Here is a 17,101-nt window from a genome sequence, read left to right as displayed (position 1 = left end):
TATAGTAAACTTAAATCTTTGTAAATTTGTCCTTCAAAATGTATAAATTCGATTTCATTCAGCATAATCTGAAGTCTGAAATCTAAATTCTGAAATCTGAATTGAGGTATTTTATAAAACTAGCATACAACGGAACTAATTATCATGGATGGCAGTACCAACCCAACGCTTCGTCTGTACAGGAAACGCTAAACAAAGCAGTTTCGGTTGTGTTGAATAAAGAAATTAATCTCATGGGAGCAGGACGAACCGATACGGGTGTTCACGCCACCGAAATGTATGCGCATTTTGATATTGAAAAACCGTTCGAAAGCAAAAACATTATCCACAAACTCAATTCGTATTTACCCAAAGACATTGTGGTTTATGACATTATTCCCGTTCATGACGAAGCTCATGCCCGTTTTGATGCTACAAAAAGAACGTATGAATATCATATTAATCCATTTAAGGATGCTTTTCTACAAGACGGAAGCTGGTATTTCCACCAAAAACTGGATTTGGATTTAATGAATGAAGCTTCAAAATTATTGTTCGACCATATAGATTTTCAATGTTTTTCGAAAGTAAATACCGATGTTAATACTTTTGATTGCACTATTTTTGAGGCACATTGGATCCAAAAAAACAATAAAATAATATTCACCATTTCAGCCAATCGATTTCTGCGAAATATGGTTCGAGCTATTGTTGGAACATTGGTAAACGTTGGTTTACATAAAATTACATTAGACGATTTCAATGAAATTATTAAGAGTAAAAATCGAGAAAAAGCTGGATTTTCAGTTCCCGCACACGGTTTGTATTTGACCCAAATTGATTACGATTATTTTTAGAAGAGAAAAGAAAATAGAGCAAAGAACCAAGAGAATAGATTATAGAAATGATTATAAAGCAGTAAACAGTTTCAATTTCAAATTTTAAAAAATCTGAAATCTAAAATCTAAAATCTGCAATCTGAATTATGAAAGCAAAAGTATTTGACACAACAGTATTTAAAAGAATATTAAAATACACTAAACCATACCAATGGCGATTCAATAGCGTGATTGCATTCGCTGTTTTCTTGTCATTATTTGCCGCTTTACGTCCTTTAATCCTACAAGGAACTGTGGACACTTACATTAAACCCAAAGACAATTACGGTTTATTATTATATGTAACCTTAATGGGAATTACTTTGTTGTTAGAGGTAATTTTCCAATTTTTCTTTGTGTATTGGGCGAATTGGCTGGGACAAGATATTGTAAAAGACATTCGAACGAAACTCTTCAAACACATGTTGAGTTTTAGAATTAAGTATTTTGACCACGTACCTGTTGGACAGTTAGTAACAAGATCCGTTTCAGACATTGAACAAATTGCTAAAATTTTTAGCCAAGGTTTGTTTATGATTGCTAGTGATGTCATGAAAATGATTGTGTGTCTAATCATCATGTTTTGGATGAATTGGGAACTTTCATTGATTGTCGTTTTAGCAATGCCAATATTGGTTTTCTTTACCCGAATATTCCAAAAGAAAATGCAAATCGCTTTTGAAGAAGTTCGAACTCAAATTGCTAATATGAATTCTTTCGTGCAAGAACGAGTTACGGGAATGAAGATTGTTCAATTGTTCAATCGGGAAGATATTGAAGCCGAAAAATTCAAAGAAATTAACGGAAAACACAACAAAGCTTGGATAAAAACCATTTTATACAACTCCATCTTCTTCCCTATTGCCGATATTATTTCTTCATTAACACTTGGTTTTATTGTGTTTTATGGCGGAATGCAAATTATAAACGGAGACACCTTTACCACTTTAGGTCAAATGACGGCTTACACCATGTTTATCGGAATGTTGTTCAATCCGTTGCGTCAAATTGCGGATAAATTCAACGAGATGCAATTGGGGATGATTGCTGCCAATCGTGTTTTTGACATTTTAGATACACAAGACCAAATTCAGGATACAGGAACAGTAGAAGCACCAATTTTTAAAGGAAATATTCAATTCAAAGACGTTCATTTTGGTTATATCGCCGAGGAATATGTGATAAAAGGCATTGATTTGGATGTAAAGGCAGGCGAAACCATTGCGATTGTAGGTTCTACAGGAGCTGGAAAATCAACGATTATCAACTTGCTAAACCGTTTTTATGAAATCAATAGCGGAACGATTGCTATTGATGACCACAATATCGAAAACTATACGTTGAGTTCGTTGCGCAAACAAATTGCAGTGGTGTTGCAGGACGTTTTTCTTTTTGCCGATACCATTTACAACAACATCACACTGAACAACCCTACTATTTCTCGTGAGGAAGTTTTGGCTGCTGCCAAAAAAATTGGCGTTCACAAATTCATTATGAGTTTGCCTGACAATTATGATTTTGATGTGAAAGAACGTGGTGTAATGCTTTCGTCCGGACAGCGTCAATTGATTGCTTTTTTGCGAGCTTATGTGAGCAATCCAAGTATTTTGATTTTAGACGAAGCGACTTCTTCTATCGATACGTATTCGGAAGAATTGATTCAGAAAGCTACTGAAACGATTACGAAAGGAAGAACTTCTATAGTAATTGCACACCGATTGGCTACTATTATCAATGCAGATAAAATTGTGGTAATGGATAAAGGACTGATTGTAGAGCAAGGAACGCATCAGGAATTAGTTATCAAAGACGGCGGTTATTATAAAAACCTGTATGATTCGCAGTTTGCTGTGGAGTATTAATAGTAGTAATTAGCCATTAGTGATTAGTAATTAGCTTTTAATGCCAATAACTAACAGCTAATTACTAATTACTTTTAGTAAAATTTCTAACAATTTTGATTGACAACGTATTAAACTTTTAAAGCGGAATCTTCCTTCTAATAAAATAAATTCCTTAAATTCGCAGACTGAAATTAATTAGAAAACACATACAAAAATGACAAGAGCTTTTGCAACTGCATTTTTACAACTAAAAAAATAAATACAAAAAAATGAAATACGATATTATAGTTTTAGGAAGTGGCCCAGGTGGATATGTAACTGCCATTAGAGCATCGCAATTAGGCTTTAAAGTTGCCGTAATCGAAAAAGAAAACCTTGGTGGAATTTGTTTAAACTGGGGTTGCATCCCTACGAAAGCATTGTTAAAATCGGCACAGGTTTTTGATTACTTAAAGCACGCTTCTGATTATGGATTGACTGTTTCATCGTTTGATAAAGATTTTCCTGCTGTGATTCAACGTAGTCGTAATGTGGCTGCTGGAATGAGCAAAGGAGTTACTTTCTTGATGAAAAAAAATAAAATTGACGTTATCAATGGTTTTGGAAAAGTAAAACCAGGTAAAAAAATTGACGTTACGGATAAGGACGGAAAAGTTACTGAATATTCTGCTGACCACATCATTATTGCTACTGGTGCTCGTTCTCGTGAGTTGCCAAACTTGCCACAAGATGGTGTAAAAGTAATTGGATACAGACAAGCAATGTCTTTGCCTACTCAACCTAAAAAGATGATTGTTGTAGGTTCCGGAGCAATTGGAGTGGAGTTTGCACATTTCTATAACTCTATGGGAACAGAAGTTACTATTGTAGAATTTATGCCAAACGTAGTGCCTGTTGAGGACGAAGATATTTCAAAACAATTTGAAAAATCGTTGAAAAAAGCAGGAATCAATGTAATGGTAAATTCTTCTGTAGAAAGAATTGACACTTCAGGAAATGGCGTTAAAGCTTTCGTGAAAACAGCTAAAGGAGAAGAAGTTTTGGAAGCTGACATCTTATTGTCGGCGGTTGGAATCAAAACCAACATCGAAAACATCGGATTGGAAGAAGTAGGAATTGTTGTTGATAGAGATAAAATCATAGTAAACGCTTACAACCAAACTAATATCCCAGGATATTACGCTATTGGTGATGTTACTCCTGGTCAGGCTTTGGCACACGTTGCTTCTGCTGAAGGAATTAACTGTGTAGAGAAAATTGCTGGTCTTCATGTGGATCCAATCGATTACGGAAACGTTCCGGGTTGTACGTATGCTACTCCTGAAATCGCTTCTGTAGGTTTGACTGAAAAGAAAGCTTTAGAATTAGGATACGAAATTAAAGTGGGTAAATTTCCGTTCTCGGCTTCTGGAAAAGCACAAGCTTCTGGAAATTCTGATGGTTTTGTAAAAGTAATTTTTGATGCTAAATACGGAGAATGGTTAGGTTGCCACATGATTGGTGCTGGTGTTACGGATATGATTGCTGAAGCAGTTGTAGCTCGTAAGCTAGAAACTACTGGTCACGAAATCCTTAAATCTATCCACCCTCACCCAACAATGAGTGAAGCGGTTATGGAAGCAGTTGCTGATGCTTATGGCGAAGTGATTCACTTGTAACATTTGAATATTTAGACTTATTATAGAAATCCGTTTTGTGAAAGCAAAGCGGATTTTTTTTGTGTTTATAACTTGAAGTATAATTTGTAAAGCTTTTTTTATATATTAGTTTAATGAATACTAAAGTATTTCATAACATAAAATCCGTGGAAAATAAACTGACTTGTATCAATTTATGGCTAATTACATAAAAAAATAAAAATGAGAAACCTTATCTTTTTAATTCTATTCTTTAGTATATGGGCTTGTAAAAATGACGTTGAGAAAACAGAAATAAAAAAAGCTGATAAAAAAATCGTTTCCAAACCTAATTCTAGTAAAAAACTTTCCTATGAGGAACAACTCGAAAAAATAAAAATCAATAAACCTAAAAATTCAATACTGTCAAATGACATTCAATTCATAAACGATTCTATTCTTGAAGGAAAATTTAAATTAGATCTTTCACGATACGAATTAGAGAATTCAAAAAAAGAATGTTTTCCGACCATAATGAAAAAGGAAGACTTTTATGAATATACACTTGAAGCCGATAAAAAAACCAAAAAAGAGTTTAAAAATTTAGGGGACTTAAATGGCGATGGTAAAAATGATTTTGTCTTTATTTTACCTAGTTTAGGCTGGTGTGAAGAAGGTCAATCCTACTATTTTACCAATAATAAAATTCCAAGAATACTAACTGAATCCAATTGTTGTCATATTGAAGGCATTTTCAGTATTGGAGATATTGATGAAGATGGAGGAAATGAAATTGCAGAATTTAACTCATCGTGTGCTAGTAATTTCAAAGTATTTAAGATTTGGACTTTGAAAAATGATAAATGGGAATTAGTTGATGATTTTTTATTCTTCATCAATAATGGTAAATATGATGCCTTTAAAGATTTTAACAAGATGTATAAAAAAATTTCTAAAAACAAATTCAAATTTTTGGAAATTTCTGACAGGCGAGCAAATGGAGAAATTGTTATAGAATGGAAATCAGTTACAATGAAATAATTATTCCTCTTAAACTATTAAAAATATCCTTAACAACAAAAGCAAACCCCATTATTAAGTACTATGCAAAAAAACTTCTGCTGGAATGCTAAAATAATTCTTTAGTTTTTGTGCCATTTTCAAAGTGATTTCACGCTTGCCAGAAAGAATAGCAGAAACGTGTCCTTTGCTACCAATTATAGGTTCAAGGTCTTTGGCTTTCATACCCATTTCCTGCATTTTATATTTAATTACTTCTAGAGCATCTAATTCAGAAAGTTGATAATGTTTGTCATCATAATCTTTTACCAAAACCAATAATAAATCCAACTCATCGCTTTCAACAGTATTTAGTTGAGCGTGGAATATTTCCATCAATCGCATAGAAGCTTTATTATATTCTTCTTCGGTTTTTAATACTTTCCAGTTCATCGTTGTACATTTTTAACATAATATTGAAACATCAAAAGTGCATATAAAGTTTTCAATTTGCAAACTTTATTAGTTTTGAATTAAAGACTTTGAAAACTACTATTCTAAAAAACAATTTGCGCTAATTAGTGTAATTTATGGTCAAAAATTTTAAACTCAAATGCCCTAAAATCCCAACCTTTTATTAGAATTATTTTTCTACATTTGTGAAGGAAGCGATAACTTTTTCCAGTTTTAAAAAAATAATACTATGCAAAACATTCCCAGTGTTGACTTGCGTGATTTCCTTTCGGATGACCCGAAACGCAAACAAAAATTTGTAAATGAAATCGGAAGTGCCTTTGAAGATATTGGCTTTGTAGCCTTAAAAGGGCATTTTTTAGACAATCAATTAGTTGATGAATTGTATGGCGAAATCAGAAACTTTTTCGCTTTGCCATTAGAAACCAAACATGGCTACGAAATTCCTGGACTTGGCGGTCAAAGAGGTTATGTATCTTTTGGAAAAGAACACGCCAAAGGCCGAAAAGAAGGCGATTTGAAAGAGTTTTGGCACTTTGGTCAATACGTTGACAAAGACTCCAAATACGCTTCGGAATATCCCGATAATGTGGAAGTAAAAGAATTACCCCGTTTTAATAGTGTTGGAAAAGAAGCCTACCAAATGCTTGAAAAAACAGGAGTTTATGTGTTGAGAGCTTTGGCATTGCACCTTGGTTTAGATGAATTTTATTTTGATAAATATGCCAAAGATGGAAACTCTATTTTGAGACCGATTCATTATCCGCCCATAACTTCTGAACCTGAAAATGCCATTCGTGCTGCAGCTCACGGTGATATCAATTTGATTACCCTTTTGATGGGTGCTCAAGGGCGTGGTTTGCAAGTTCAAAATCACGATGGCGAATGGATTGATGCCATTGCTCAACCAGACGAATTGGTAATTAATGTGGGCGATATGTTATCACGTCACACCAACAATAAATTGAAATCGACCATTCACCAAGTAGTCAATCCACCAAGGGAATTATGGGGAACTTCTCGCTATTCGATTCCGTTTTTTATGCATCCAGTAAGCGACATGAAATTAGATTGTTTGGAAAATTGCATCGATGCCGAAAATCCAAAGAAATATGATGACATCACGGCAGGAGATTTCTTGTATGAACGATTGGTGGAATTGGGATTAATTAAAAAATAAAAACAAGGTAAATTCCAAATTTGAAATACCAAATTCCAATAACCCATTTTGGAATTTGCTATTTAAAAATTTTGGAATTTATTTTTTAGCATAAAAAATATATGGACTTACAAGATCAACTAAAAAACTTATTTCCAGATCATATAGCATCAGAACCCGAAGCAATTCAAGAGGAAGAACACGTACTTTTTATTCAAAAAGAGCCGATGATTTGCAAATTCGAAAAACGAAAAGGAAAAGCCACCACCATAATTGAAGGTTATGAAGGAAGCGACGAAGATTTTAAAATTCTTGCCAAAGAAATTAAAACCAAATTGAGCGTTGGCGGTACTTTCAAAGATGATTCGATTATCATTCAAGGCGATTATCGGGATAAGATTATGCAAATACTGAAAGACAAAGGCTTTAAAGTAAAACGCGTAGGAGGATAAAATAGTTGGCAGTGTTCAGAAGCAGTATTGAGTAAAAAAAGATTAAATTTTCAAACCTTAAACAATTTTAAACAAATTCTCAAATGATACAATCATCAGAACTGATACTCAATCCCGATGGTAGCGTCTATCATTTGAACTTACTTCCGGAACATATTGCGCACGATATTATTTTTGTAGGCGACCAAAACCGTGTCGAAAAAATCACGCAATTCTTTGACAGTATTGAATTTTCGACTCAAAAAAGAGAATTCAAAACCCAAACTGGAATTTTTAAAGGCAAAAGAATTACCGTAATGTCAACTGGAATTGGTCCAGACAATATTGATATTGTGATGAACGAATTGGATGCTTTGGTCAATATTGATTTGAAAACCAGAACACCAAAAGAAAAACTAACTTCCTTAAATATTATCCGAATTGGAACTTCGGGTTCTTTACAAGCCGATATTCCTGTAGATAGTTTTGTGATGTCAAAATTTGGATTGGGTTTAGACAATATGCTCCGCTCCTATTTGATTGATAAAATTACGAATGTTGCAATGGAAGATGCTTTTGTCCAACACACCAATTGGGATATTCGAAAAGGTAGACCTTATGCTATTGCCTGTTCCGAAAAACTAGAAAAAAGATTGGAAAGCAATCAAATTCACAAAGGAATTACTGCCACTACTGGCGGATTTTATGGCCCACAAGGACGTGTTTTGCGTTTGAATATTCAAGATGAAAACTTGAATTCTAAAATGGATAACTTCAGTTTTGAAAGCAACAAAATTACCAACCTCGAAATGGAAACCACGGCCATTTATGGTTTAGGAAAATTATTAGGACATAATTGCTTATCGCTAAATGCCATTATTGCTAATCGTGCTTCGGGAACTTTTAGTGAAGATCCATACAAAGCTGTTGATGAATTGATTGCGTATGCTTTGGGAAAATTAGTCAGCTATGAATAAAATCTAGTAAATAGAAATAAATCGATTTATTGGAATAAAAAAACGGCTTAAAAAATTTACTTTTTTAAGCCGTTTTTCTATTATCCAATTTCTCTAACTCCCTTTATAAATAGCCAAGACATAAAAAGTTTCTCCCCTTCTTTAGTCTTCATTGCCCGAAATATAGGAGACAAAATGGTACCTATAACAAAAGCTGTTGTTGGTGCCCAAAAGCCTGTGAGGTTAGTAAAAGTATATATTAAAAATCGGAAAGAGATAAATAATACTGCAAAACAACCCAATTGGTATAGAAAAGCGCGAGTTTGTAATTTTGTCATTTTTTTATGTGTTTAAATTTCTGAAATAGGATTACTGAACATTATCGTCTGTAGTCTGACCCGAGCCTTCAAGGCGAACAGGCGAAGCAAACTTCGTCCTCTTACTTCCTTCATACATTTCGTATTTCACTAATCTGGCTTCGATACTAGCATTGAAAAGTTTGATTTTTCGAGAAGGTTTTAGGCCTACAAACTTCAAAGCTTCCAAATTTCCTGTGATAAACCAGGCATTTGTTCCTGGATAATTTTTCTTCAAAGTATCGCCAATATTCTTGTAGAATTGTTCCATGTGAATATCCAATCGCTCATCATAAGGTGGATTAAATACAATGTGTAATTTTCCTTCTGATGTTTTTTCGGTATCAAAAAAGTTTCTTTCTTCGATAGTGATGTATTCATCCAAATTAGCATTTCTGATATTGTCTTTCGCTTTTTGAACAGCCGATGGTGCTTTATCATAGCCTTTTATGGTGTGATGAAACTCACGAACTTTTTTCAACAAAGAATCCATAATTTGGTCGAATAAATCATTGTCCCAATCTTTCCATTTTTCGAAAGCAAATTCTTTACGGTTGATGTTTGCCGGAATATTACAAGCAATCATCGCTGCTTCTGCCAAGAAAGTTCCCGAACCACACATCGGATCCAAGAAATCCGTTTGACCATCCCAACCTGAAAGCAACAGAATTCCTGCTGCCAATACTTCGTTAATTGGAGCAATATTCGTTGCCAATCGATAACCACGCTGGTGCAAAGAATTTCCGGAAGTATCTAATGCTACCGAAACCTGATCTTTGTCAATATGAATATTAATTCTTAAATCAGGATGAATTTTCTCAATGCTTGGACGTTGTCCTGTTCTTTCGCGAAACTGATCCACGATTGCATCTTTACATTTCTGGGAAACAAATTCAGTATGATTAAAATTCGTAGAATGTACTGTAGCATCAATCACAAAAGTCTGATTAGCGTTCAGATATTTTGACCAGTTTATTCCAGAAACACCTTTGTACAAAGCTTGTTCATTGGTTGCCTTAAAAGAATAAATAGGTTTCAGAATTTTCAAAGCTGTTCTCAAAGACAAATTGGCTTTGTACATAAACCCCTTATCTCCTTTGAAACTAACCATTCTCACCCCCTGCTCGACCTCTTGTGCGCCTAGCTTTTTCAACTCCTCTGCCAGTATTTCTTCAAAACCAAAAAAGGTTTTGGCAATCATTCTAAAATTATTTTCCATTGTAAAATCAAGTATTCGGTGCAAAAATACACTAAATTTGCAGACTTGAATTAATAGAAAAAGAATAAATGCCGAATTCCCAACAACCATCAACAAAAAATTGGTTCGCCTCTTGGTTTGACACCCCATATTACCACATCCTTTATAAAGAAAGAAATTATAGAGAAGCACAGATTTTCATGGACAATTTAACCCATTATTTGAACCTTCCCGAAAAAGCAAAAGTGCTGGATTTATGCTGTGGCAAAGGGCGACACGCTATTTACCTGAATCAATTAGGCTTCGATGTTATTGGTGCGGATTTGTCTGAAAATAGTATTGCCGAAGCCAATAAAAACCAAAATAAGAACCTCCATTTTCAAGTTCATGATATGCGAGATTCTTTCGAAGATAAATTTGATGCTATTTTCAATTTGTTTACCAGTTTTGGTTATTTCGAAAATGACGAAGACAATCTAACGACTTTAAAAGCGATGCAAGAAAGCTTAACCGAACATGGTTTTGCCGTAATCGACTTTATGAACGTCAATCAAGTAATCAATAATTTGGTTCCTGAAGAAGTAAAAACGGTTGATGACATTGATTTCCACATCAAACGTTATGTAAAAGATGGACATATTTTCAAAGAAATCGATTTTGAAGATCAAGGCGAGAAATACAATTTTACCGAAAAAGTTAAAGCATTAACCCTCAAGGATTTTGAAGAAATGATGGAAGAAGCTGGAATTTATTTGCTGGATATTTTTGGAGATTACAAATTAAAAAAATTTCACAAAACCGAAAGCGAACGATTAATTATGATATTCAAGTAGGGTTTAAAATTGTTTAAAAGTTTAAGATTGTTTAAACCCTCAAACAACTTTAAACTTTTAAACAACATTAAACATTAGAACAAGTAAACAAAAAAAATGAATTACCTTTTACCCTTATTTTCAGTTCTACTAGGTTATGTTATTGCCTTGTTTTTAAAACCGAAAAGCAAAAGTAATCTAAAATTACTCTTGGCTTTTAGTGGTTCATTTTTACTTTCGCTAACAGTGATGCACTTGTTACCGGAAGTGTATGAAAGTCATAATCATAACATTGGAATTTTCATTATGGCCGGAATTTTATTCCAAATTATATTAGAATTTTTCTCCAAAGGTGCCGAACATGGACACGTTCACGGACACGAAAAAATGGAACATATTCCTTGGTTGCTTTTTATCAGCCTTTGCATCCATGCTTTTTTAGAAGGATTTCCTGTAAGTCACCATCACAATTTAGCCGTTGGAATTGCCATTCATCATTTACCGATAGCCATCATTTTGACGGTTTTCTTTGTCAATGCGAAACTGAATTCCAAAGCCATTTTTGCTTTTATGCTCACCTTTGCTATTATGACTCCGCTAGGAACCATAATTTCAGATTATTTACCAATATTAAATGAATATTACACGGAAATAACTGCAGTAGTAATTGGGATTTTATTCCATATTTCGTCAACTATTATTTTCGAAAGCAGTGAAGGACATAAATTCAATGTTGCCAAAGTTTCGATGATTATTTTTGGGGTGGTGTTGGCGTATTTTATATAAATTTTGCAGTTAAAAATCATATATTAAGGAATACAAATTAAAACTTATGACCTTCACTAAAACCACCGAACAATCCTCGAAATACGAACATTTAGAAAAAATGTCGGTTCAAGAATTACTGTCCAATATCAATCAGGAAGACAAAACTGTACCTCTTGCGGTAGAAAAAGCCTTGCCACAAATTGAAACTTTGGTAGCTCAAATAGTTAGCCAAATGAAACTGGGTGGACGATTATTCTACATTGGTGCAGGAACTTCAGGACGTTTGGGCGTTGTGGATGCCTCGGAATGCCCGCCAACATTTGGCGTTCCTTTTGACTTGGTGAACGGAATAATTGCTGGAGGCGACAATGCCATTCGCCGTGCCGTAGAAAATGCCGAAGACGATGCCAAACAAGCCTGGATTGATTTGAAAGAACAAAACATCAACGAAAATGACGTTGTGATTGGAATTGCTGCTTCGGGAACAACTCCTTATGTCATTGGTGGTTTGAAAGCTTGTAACGAAAATAAAATTACAACGGGAAGTATTTCGTGTAATGCTGGAAGTCCGCTTTCGCAAACGGCAAAATTCCCGATAGAAGTCATTGTTGGTCCCGAATTTGTTACTGGAAGCTCTCGAATGAAAGCTGGTACGGCACAAAAATTAGTGCTCAATATGATTTCGACAGCCACTATGATTCAATTGGGGAAAGTGAAAGGCAATAAAATGGTCGATATGCAATTGAGCAACAGCAAACTAGTAGATCGTGGCGTAAAAATGATTATGGGAGAAATTCCTGTTTCGTATGAAAAAGCCGCCGAATTATTGGCAAAATATGGAAGTGTTCGAAAAGCAGTAGATTTTTATAATAACAAACTCTAAAATGGCAACTAACAAAGAACTTTTATCCAAATCTATAAAATATTTAGCTTGGGCTTTGCCTTTACTATTTATTGGTCCCTCCTTGATTTACAATGCGTTCATCAACAAGCAAAATGTTTGGCATTATCTGGTTTTAGGAATTGGAATTGCCGTTTGTTTAGCAGCGGTTTATTTTATGTTTAAAGGTTTAAAAACAATGATGCAAAGTTTATTTAACGACTAATGGAAAACCTCATACACACCCATAAAACCTTCGAAAAAGTATCTTTTATTGACAAAAAAGTCAACAATCGGGAATTTGAAGATTGCGTTTTCAAAAATTGTGATTTTTCGAATAGTAATTTTTCTAATAACACTTTTATGGATTGCGAGTTTATTGACTGCAATCTTTCGATGACGCAATTGGACGGAACAAGTTTAAAAACTGTAGATTTCAAAAATTGTAAATTACTAGGAATTCAATTTAATGCCTGCGCCGATTTTATGTTTGGCGTGAGTTTTCAGGATTGTGTTTTAGACTATTCGTCTTTTTCTAATAAGAAAATGCCGAAAACTAAATTCCATTCCTGTTCGATGAAAGAAGTTTCTTTTATTGGAACGAATTTGACTAATTCCACTTTTGAGAACTGTAATTTAGACAACGCTATTTTTAATGACACTCAATTAGCAGGAGTCGATTTTAGAACGGCTACCAATTTTAAAATTGATCCCGAATTCAATCCGATGCGAAAAGCCAAATTTTCTACACAGGGAATTGTTGGACTATTGGATAAATATGATATTAAAATCGAATAAAGTTTAACCACGAAGGGCACAAAGGATTTCGCAAAGTTCACAAAGTTGAATTTTTTAAATAGTCACAAAGTAATTAATTATGAAAAAAATATTCCTTCTACTTCCATTACTGTCTTTACTATCATGTTATGAAGCGGAACGCAATTGTAAGGATTTCAAAACTGGAAAATTCAAATCCGAAATTATTATTAATGGTGTCAAAGAACAAACCACATCAATACGAACTGAAAATCTAGTCATCGAAACCTATAAAGGCAAAACCGATACGGCTTCGGTTCATTGGATTAACGATTGCGAATACGTTTTGCGAAAATTGAACCCAAAATCGATGGCTGAAAAAAATGCTATTTCGATTAGAATCTTGACTACTACCAAGAATTCCTATACCTTTGAATTCGGAATTGTGGGTCAGGACGAAAAACAACGTGGAACTGCAATTAAACTCTAGTATTCAGTGTTCAGTTGCAGTTTACAGATTTTAAGCTACAAAAACTCATAATTCATAACTTATAATTCATACTTAAAATGGAAGTATTTTTAAATCCTGATGCTTGGATTGCGCTATTAACTTTAACTTTTCTAGAAATCATACTAGGAATTGACAACATTATTTTCATTTCGATTGTAACAGGAAAATTACCGCCCGAAAAACGAAAAAAAGCTACCAAAATTGGAATGTTCTTGGCTATGTTTATGAGAATTGCTTTGTTGTTTGGAATCAGTTTTTTGATTCGAATGAAAAAGCCTTGGTTTTATATTGACTTTAGCTGGTTTTCAGCAGGAGTTACGGGTCAAAGTCTTATTTTATTATTAGGTGGCTTATTCCTGATTTATAAAAGTACCAAAGAAATTCACGAAAAAGTAGATGAAAAAGGCGAAGAAGAAAAAGAAATTGGTAAATCGGCTGCCAAATCCTTTCAAGGAGTCCTTTTACAAATTATCATGATTGATTTAGTTTTCTCTTTTGATAGTATTCTTACCGCTGTGGGAATGACAAATGGTGTTGAAGGAGCACTTTATATTATGATTACAGCTGTGGTAATTTCGGTTTTGATTATGATGCAATTTGCCGTTCCTGTTGGAGCATTTGTCAACAAACACCCATCTATCCAGATATTAGGTTTGTCGTTTTTAATCCTCATTGGCTTTATGTTAATTACCGAAAGTGCGCATTTATCTAATGCTCTCATCTTTGGTAGTCACGTTACACCAGTACAAAAAGGTTATTTGTATTTTGCTATTTCCTTCTCCTTATTCGTAGAGTTTTTGAATATGAAAGTCGATAAGAAAAAGAAATAAAATATTCTGATAAAAGCTCCATAACGGAGCTTTTTTTATGCCAAAAAATTTTAACTTCGTTTTTTACAAACTTGCATCATGAAAAATACCATTTCCCATAGAGTTGCTGATTTTTTGAAAAACTACCCGCCCTTTAGTTTTTTAAAACCTCGTGAACTCGAAATTATATCCGAACAAATATCCATAATTTATAAAGAGAAAGAAAGCGTTGTTTTTGCCGAAAACGAAGAAACACACGACTGTTTTTATGTGGTTCACAAAGGAGCTGTGGCGCTTCGAACCAGTTTTCAGAATGATATTTTAGACATGTGTGACGAAGGCGATATTTTTGGGTTAAGACCCCTTTTGGCCAACGAGAATTATAAAATGGAAGCAAAAGCATTTGAAGAAACAATTCTTTATGCCATTCCGATTGCTGTTTTTAAACCCTATGCACAAGAAAATAGAGCCGTGGGAAATTTTTTGATAGAAAGTTTTGCTGCCAACACGCTAAATCCCTATTCCAAAAGCCATCGTGGAAAGTTATACGGTGAAGAAGCTCTAGATGCCGATATTAATTTATTGGATTTACAACCTATCAAATATTCCAAAAAAATAGTGAGCTGTTCAGCAGCAACAACTGTTAAGGAAATTGCCGAGATAATGACTAAAAAAAATGTAGGAGCCATTCTAGTTGTAGAAGAAAACACAATGCCTATAGGAATTATTACCGACAAAGATTTGCGAAACAAAATCGTAACTGGAATTTTTCCAATTACAGCAGCTGCCTCCGAAATAATGACAACTCCCGTGATTACTTATCCCAAAAAAATGAGCATAACCCAAGCTCAAATGGCGATGATGAAAAGCGATATAAGCCATTTGTGTATTACCAAAGATGGAACTGTCAACTCGAAAGCGGTTGGAATGTTATCCAAACACGATGTAATGGTATCTTTAGGAAACAATCCAGCGGTTTTAATAAAAGCAATCAAAAGAGCCAAGAAGTTCAAAAATATCAAACCCATTCGCTCTCGAATCATGTTGTTGTTACAAGGCTATTTAGATCAAAATATCCCGATGACGCTAACTTCGAAAATCATCACCGAATTGAATGATGCCTGTATCAAACAGGTCATTACATTAGCATTAGATAAAATGGCAACGCCTCCACCAGTAAAATTCTCTTGGTTGGCATTAGGAAGTCAAGGACGAAGTGAGCAACTTTTGCATACCGATCAGGATAATGCCTTGATTTATGAAGATGTGCCAGAAGAATTGGCTGCTGAAACCAAACAATACTTTATAACATTGGCTACTCATGTCAATAAAGGACTTTTTGAAATTGGTTATGATTATTGTCCTGCCGAGATGATGGCATCCAATCCTAAATGGTGTTTGAATCTCGAACAATGGAAAAATATGATTCACCATTGGATTACTAATACTGGAAAAACAGAAGTCTTATTGTCTTTTATATTTTTTGATTATAGTTTGTCTTATGGTGATAGCGAACTGGCCAATAATTTATCCGATTTTATTTTTGAAGACATCAAAGCCAATCCTATTTTTTATACACATTTGGTCAGCGGTGCTTTGCAAAGCCCCTCGCCTACTGGATTTTTTAGACAATTTTTATTGGAACAAAACGGAGTCAACAAAGATTTTTTCGATATAAAAAACAGAGCTTTGATGCCACTGGCAGATGCAGCTAGGGTTTTGATTTTGTCTCATTCCGTAAAATCAATAAGTAATACATCCGAACGTTTTGAAAAATTAGCAGAACTAGAACCTCAAAATGGAGAATTGTATTTGGCTTGTGCTTATGCTCATAAAGTGTTATTGAAATTCCGAACCAAACAAGGACTTTTGCACAATGATTCGGGGCAATATATCGCTTTGGAATCCTTGTCTAAAGCTGAACGAATTAAGTTAAAAAGCACTTTCAAAACCATCAAGGAATTGCAAGAACTCATTACCATCCGTTTTAATGTATCCAACCTAGTATGATGAATTTACTTGAAAAAATAAAAGCTTTTTTTCCTTTTTGGGATACGGAAGAAGTATTTGACGAAAGTGCATTTGGTGACATCAACACCACTCGATTTGTAGTTTTAGACACTGAAACTACAGGGTTTGATTATGAAAAAGACCGCATTCTCTCTATCGGAGCTATTGCTTTGCAGAACAATACTATCCATATTCAAGATAGTTTTGAAATTTATATAGAACAAGAACATTACAACCAAGCCACAGCCCAAATTCACGGAATCCTGAAAGATTTTGTACTAGATCGCCCGAAGGAATTAGAAGCTTTGCAACAGTTTTTAGCTTTTTTGGGAGATTCGATTATCATTGCTCATCATACTGCATTTGATATGAAAATGCTTAACAAAGCATTGGAAAGAAATGGTTTACCCGAATTGAAAAACAGGTCATTAGACACCGCCATTCTATACAAAAAAACGCTTATTAATTCCTATCTCCTTGAGAGAAAAGACCATTACACTTTAGACGATCTTGCCGATAAGTTTGATATTTCTAAAAAAGACCGCCATACCGCCTTGGGAGATGCCTATATTACTGCTATTGCATTTCTAAAAATTCTAAAAAAACTAAAAGAAAAAGGCGATGTTACTTGGAAACGGTTGTTTAAGTAGGTTTAGAATACTGAT

19 protein-coding genes are annotated in these 17,101 nt (G+C 34.2%); 16 read left to right on the top strand and 3 right to left on the bottom strand.

Translation table 11 applies throughout. The annotated features are described in order from the left end of the window. Nucleotides 1-101 precede the first annotated feature (101 nt). The 4 genes from truA (at nt 102) to OZP15_RS08355 (ending at nt 5,358) form a co-directional block, all read left to right on the top strand. The gene (truA, locus tag OZP15_RS08370) at nt 102-836 is read left to right on the top strand and encodes a tRNA pseudouridine(38-40) synthase TruA (RefSeq protein WP_281335851.1); all 735 of its coding nucleotides are present in this window, start codon (nt 102-104) and stop codon (nt 834-836) included. A gap of 128 nt (nt 837-964) precedes the next feature. After that, complete coding sequence (locus OZP15_RS08365; RefSeq protein ID WP_281335850.1) at nt 965-2,719, top strand: ABC transporter ATP-binding protein; 1,755 nt, start codon at nt 965-967, stop codon at nt 2,717-2,719. A gap of 251 nt (nt 2,720-2,970) precedes the next feature. Further along, complete coding sequence (gene lpdA, locus OZP15_RS08360; RefSeq protein ID WP_281335849.1) at nt 2,971-4,359, top strand: dihydrolipoyl dehydrogenase; 1,389 nt, start codon at nt 2,971-2,973, stop codon at nt 4,357-4,359. A 201-nt stretch (nt 4,360-4,560) separates the two neighbouring features. Beyond that, complete coding sequence (locus tag OZP15_RS08355; protein ID WP_269225034.1) at nt 4,561-5,358, top strand: hypothetical protein; 798 nt, start codon at nt 4,561-4,563, stop codon at nt 5,356-5,358. A gap of 54 nt (nt 5,359-5,412) precedes the next feature. Here the strand turns inward: OZP15_RS08355 and OZP15_RS08350 are convergent, their stop codons facing one another. Then, a complete protein-coding gene (locus OZP15_RS08350; protein WP_269225033.1) occupies nt 5,413-5,769 on the bottom strand; it encodes a helix-turn-helix domain-containing protein in 357 nt (118 codons plus the stop codon). A 250-nt stretch (nt 5,770-6,019) separates the two neighbouring features. Between OZP15_RS08350 and OZP15_RS08345 the strand changes: the two genes are divergently transcribed. The 3 genes from OZP15_RS08345 to OZP15_RS08335 all read left to right on the top strand — a co-directional run bounded on the left by OZP15_RS08345 (nt 6,020) and on the right by OZP15_RS08335 (nt 8,357). After that, nucleotides 6,020-6,970 (top strand): isopenicillin N synthase family dioxygenase, encoded by a 951-nt coding sequence (locus OZP15_RS08345; RefSeq protein ID WP_281335848.1) that lies wholly within the window; start codon nt 6,020-6,022, stop codon nt 6,968-6,970. A 101-nt stretch (nt 6,971-7,071) separates the two neighbouring features. Further along, the gene (locus tag OZP15_RS08340; protein WP_269225032.1) at nt 7,072-7,401 is read left to right on the top strand and encodes a translation initiation factor; all 330 of its coding nucleotides are present in this window, start codon (nt 7,072-7,074) and stop codon (nt 7,399-7,401) included. A gap of 83 nt (nt 7,402-7,484) precedes the next feature. Next, entirely contained in the window at nt 7,485-8,357 is an 873-nt protein-coding gene (locus tag OZP15_RS08335) for a nucleoside phosphorylase (RefSeq protein WP_281335847.1), read from the top strand. Nucleotides 8,358-8,437: 80 nt separating this feature from the next. Here the strand turns inward: OZP15_RS08335 and OZP15_RS08330 are convergent, their stop codons facing one another. Further along, the gene (locus OZP15_RS08330) at nt 8,438-8,674 is read right to left on the bottom strand and encodes a hypothetical protein (RefSeq protein ID WP_281335846.1); all 237 of its coding nucleotides are present in this window, start codon (nt 8,672-8,674) and stop codon (nt 8,438-8,440) included. 31 nt (nt 8,675-8,705) lie between these two features. Continuing rightward, nucleotides 8,706-9,911 carry a THUMP domain-containing class I SAM-dependent RNA methyltransferase gene (locus tag OZP15_RS08325; RefSeq protein ID WP_269225031.1) on the bottom strand — a complete coding sequence of 402 codons (1,206 nt, stop codon included), beginning with the start codon at nt 9,909-9,911 and terminating at the stop codon, nt 8,706-8,708. Between the two features lie 68 nt (nt 9,912-9,979). Here OZP15_RS08325 and OZP15_RS08320 point away from each other — a divergent pair, with 68 nt between their 5' ends. The 9 genes from OZP15_RS08320 to OZP15_RS08280 all read left to right on the top strand — a co-directional run bounded on the left by OZP15_RS08320 (nt 9,980) and on the right by OZP15_RS08280 (nt 17,086). Further along, nucleotides 9,980-10,723 (top strand): class I SAM-dependent methyltransferase, encoded by a 744-nt coding sequence (locus tag OZP15_RS08320; RefSeq protein WP_269225030.1) that lies wholly within the window; start codon nt 9,980-9,982, stop codon nt 10,721-10,723. A 96-nt stretch (nt 10,724-10,819) separates the two neighbouring features. Next, the gene (locus OZP15_RS08315; protein ID WP_269225029.1) at nt 10,820-11,488 is read left to right on the top strand and encodes a ZIP family metal transporter; all 669 of its coding nucleotides are present in this window, start codon (nt 10,820-10,822) and stop codon (nt 11,486-11,488) included. A gap of 46 nt (nt 11,489-11,534) precedes the next feature. Next, on the top strand, nt 11,535-12,353 hold the full coding sequence (gene murQ / locus OZP15_RS08310) for an N-acetylmuramic acid 6-phosphate etherase (RefSeq protein WP_281335845.1): 819 nt from the start codon (nt 11,535-11,537) through the stop codon (nt 12,351-12,353). Nucleotide 12,354: 1 nt separating this feature from the next. Next, on the top strand, nt 12,355-12,576 hold the full coding sequence (locus OZP15_RS08305; RefSeq protein WP_269225028.1) for a DUF6095 family protein: 222 nt from the start codon (nt 12,355-12,357) through the stop codon (nt 12,574-12,576). Beyond that, nucleotides 12,576-13,148 carry a pentapeptide repeat-containing protein gene (locus tag OZP15_RS08300; protein ID WP_269225027.1) on the top strand — a complete coding sequence of 191 codons (573 nt, stop codon included), beginning with the start codon at nt 12,576-12,578 and terminating at the stop codon, nt 13,146-13,148. The genes OZP15_RS08305 and OZP15_RS08300 overlap by 1 nt, the downstream gene beginning before the upstream one ends. 79 nt (nt 13,149-13,227) lie before the next feature. After that, the gene (locus OZP15_RS08295) at nt 13,228-13,596 is read left to right on the top strand and encodes a DNA topoisomerase IV (RefSeq protein WP_269225026.1); all 369 of its coding nucleotides are present in this window, start codon (nt 13,228-13,230) and stop codon (nt 13,594-13,596) included. Between the two features lie 77 nt (nt 13,597-13,673). Then, complete coding sequence (locus tag OZP15_RS08290) at nt 13,674-14,447, top strand: TerC family protein (RefSeq protein ID WP_281335844.1); 774 nt, start codon at nt 13,674-13,676, stop codon at nt 14,445-14,447. Nucleotides 14,448-14,525: 78 nt separating this feature from the next. Continuing rightward, complete coding sequence (locus OZP15_RS08285; RefSeq protein WP_281335843.1) at nt 14,526-16,436, top strand: DUF294 nucleotidyltransferase-like domain-containing protein; 1,911 nt, start codon at nt 14,526-14,528, stop codon at nt 16,434-16,436. After that, the gene (locus tag OZP15_RS08280) at nt 16,433-17,086 is read left to right on the top strand and encodes a 3'-5' exonuclease (RefSeq protein ID WP_281335842.1); all 654 of its coding nucleotides are present in this window, start codon (nt 16,433-16,435) and stop codon (nt 17,084-17,086) included. Before OZP15_RS08285 ends, OZP15_RS08280 begins: the two co-directional genes overlap by 4 nt. The last annotated feature ends 15 nt before the right edge of the window (nt 17,087-17,101 follow it).

This window comes from Flavobacterium eburneipallidum, assembly GCF_027111355.2.
In the GTDB taxonomy this organism is placed as follows: domain Bacteria; phylum Bacteroidota; class Bacteroidia; order Flavobacteriales; family Flavobacteriaceae; genus Flavobacterium; species Flavobacterium eburneipallidum.
Note: the sequence above shows the minus strand (reverse complement) of the source record. Positions and strands in the feature narration are given on the sequence as shown.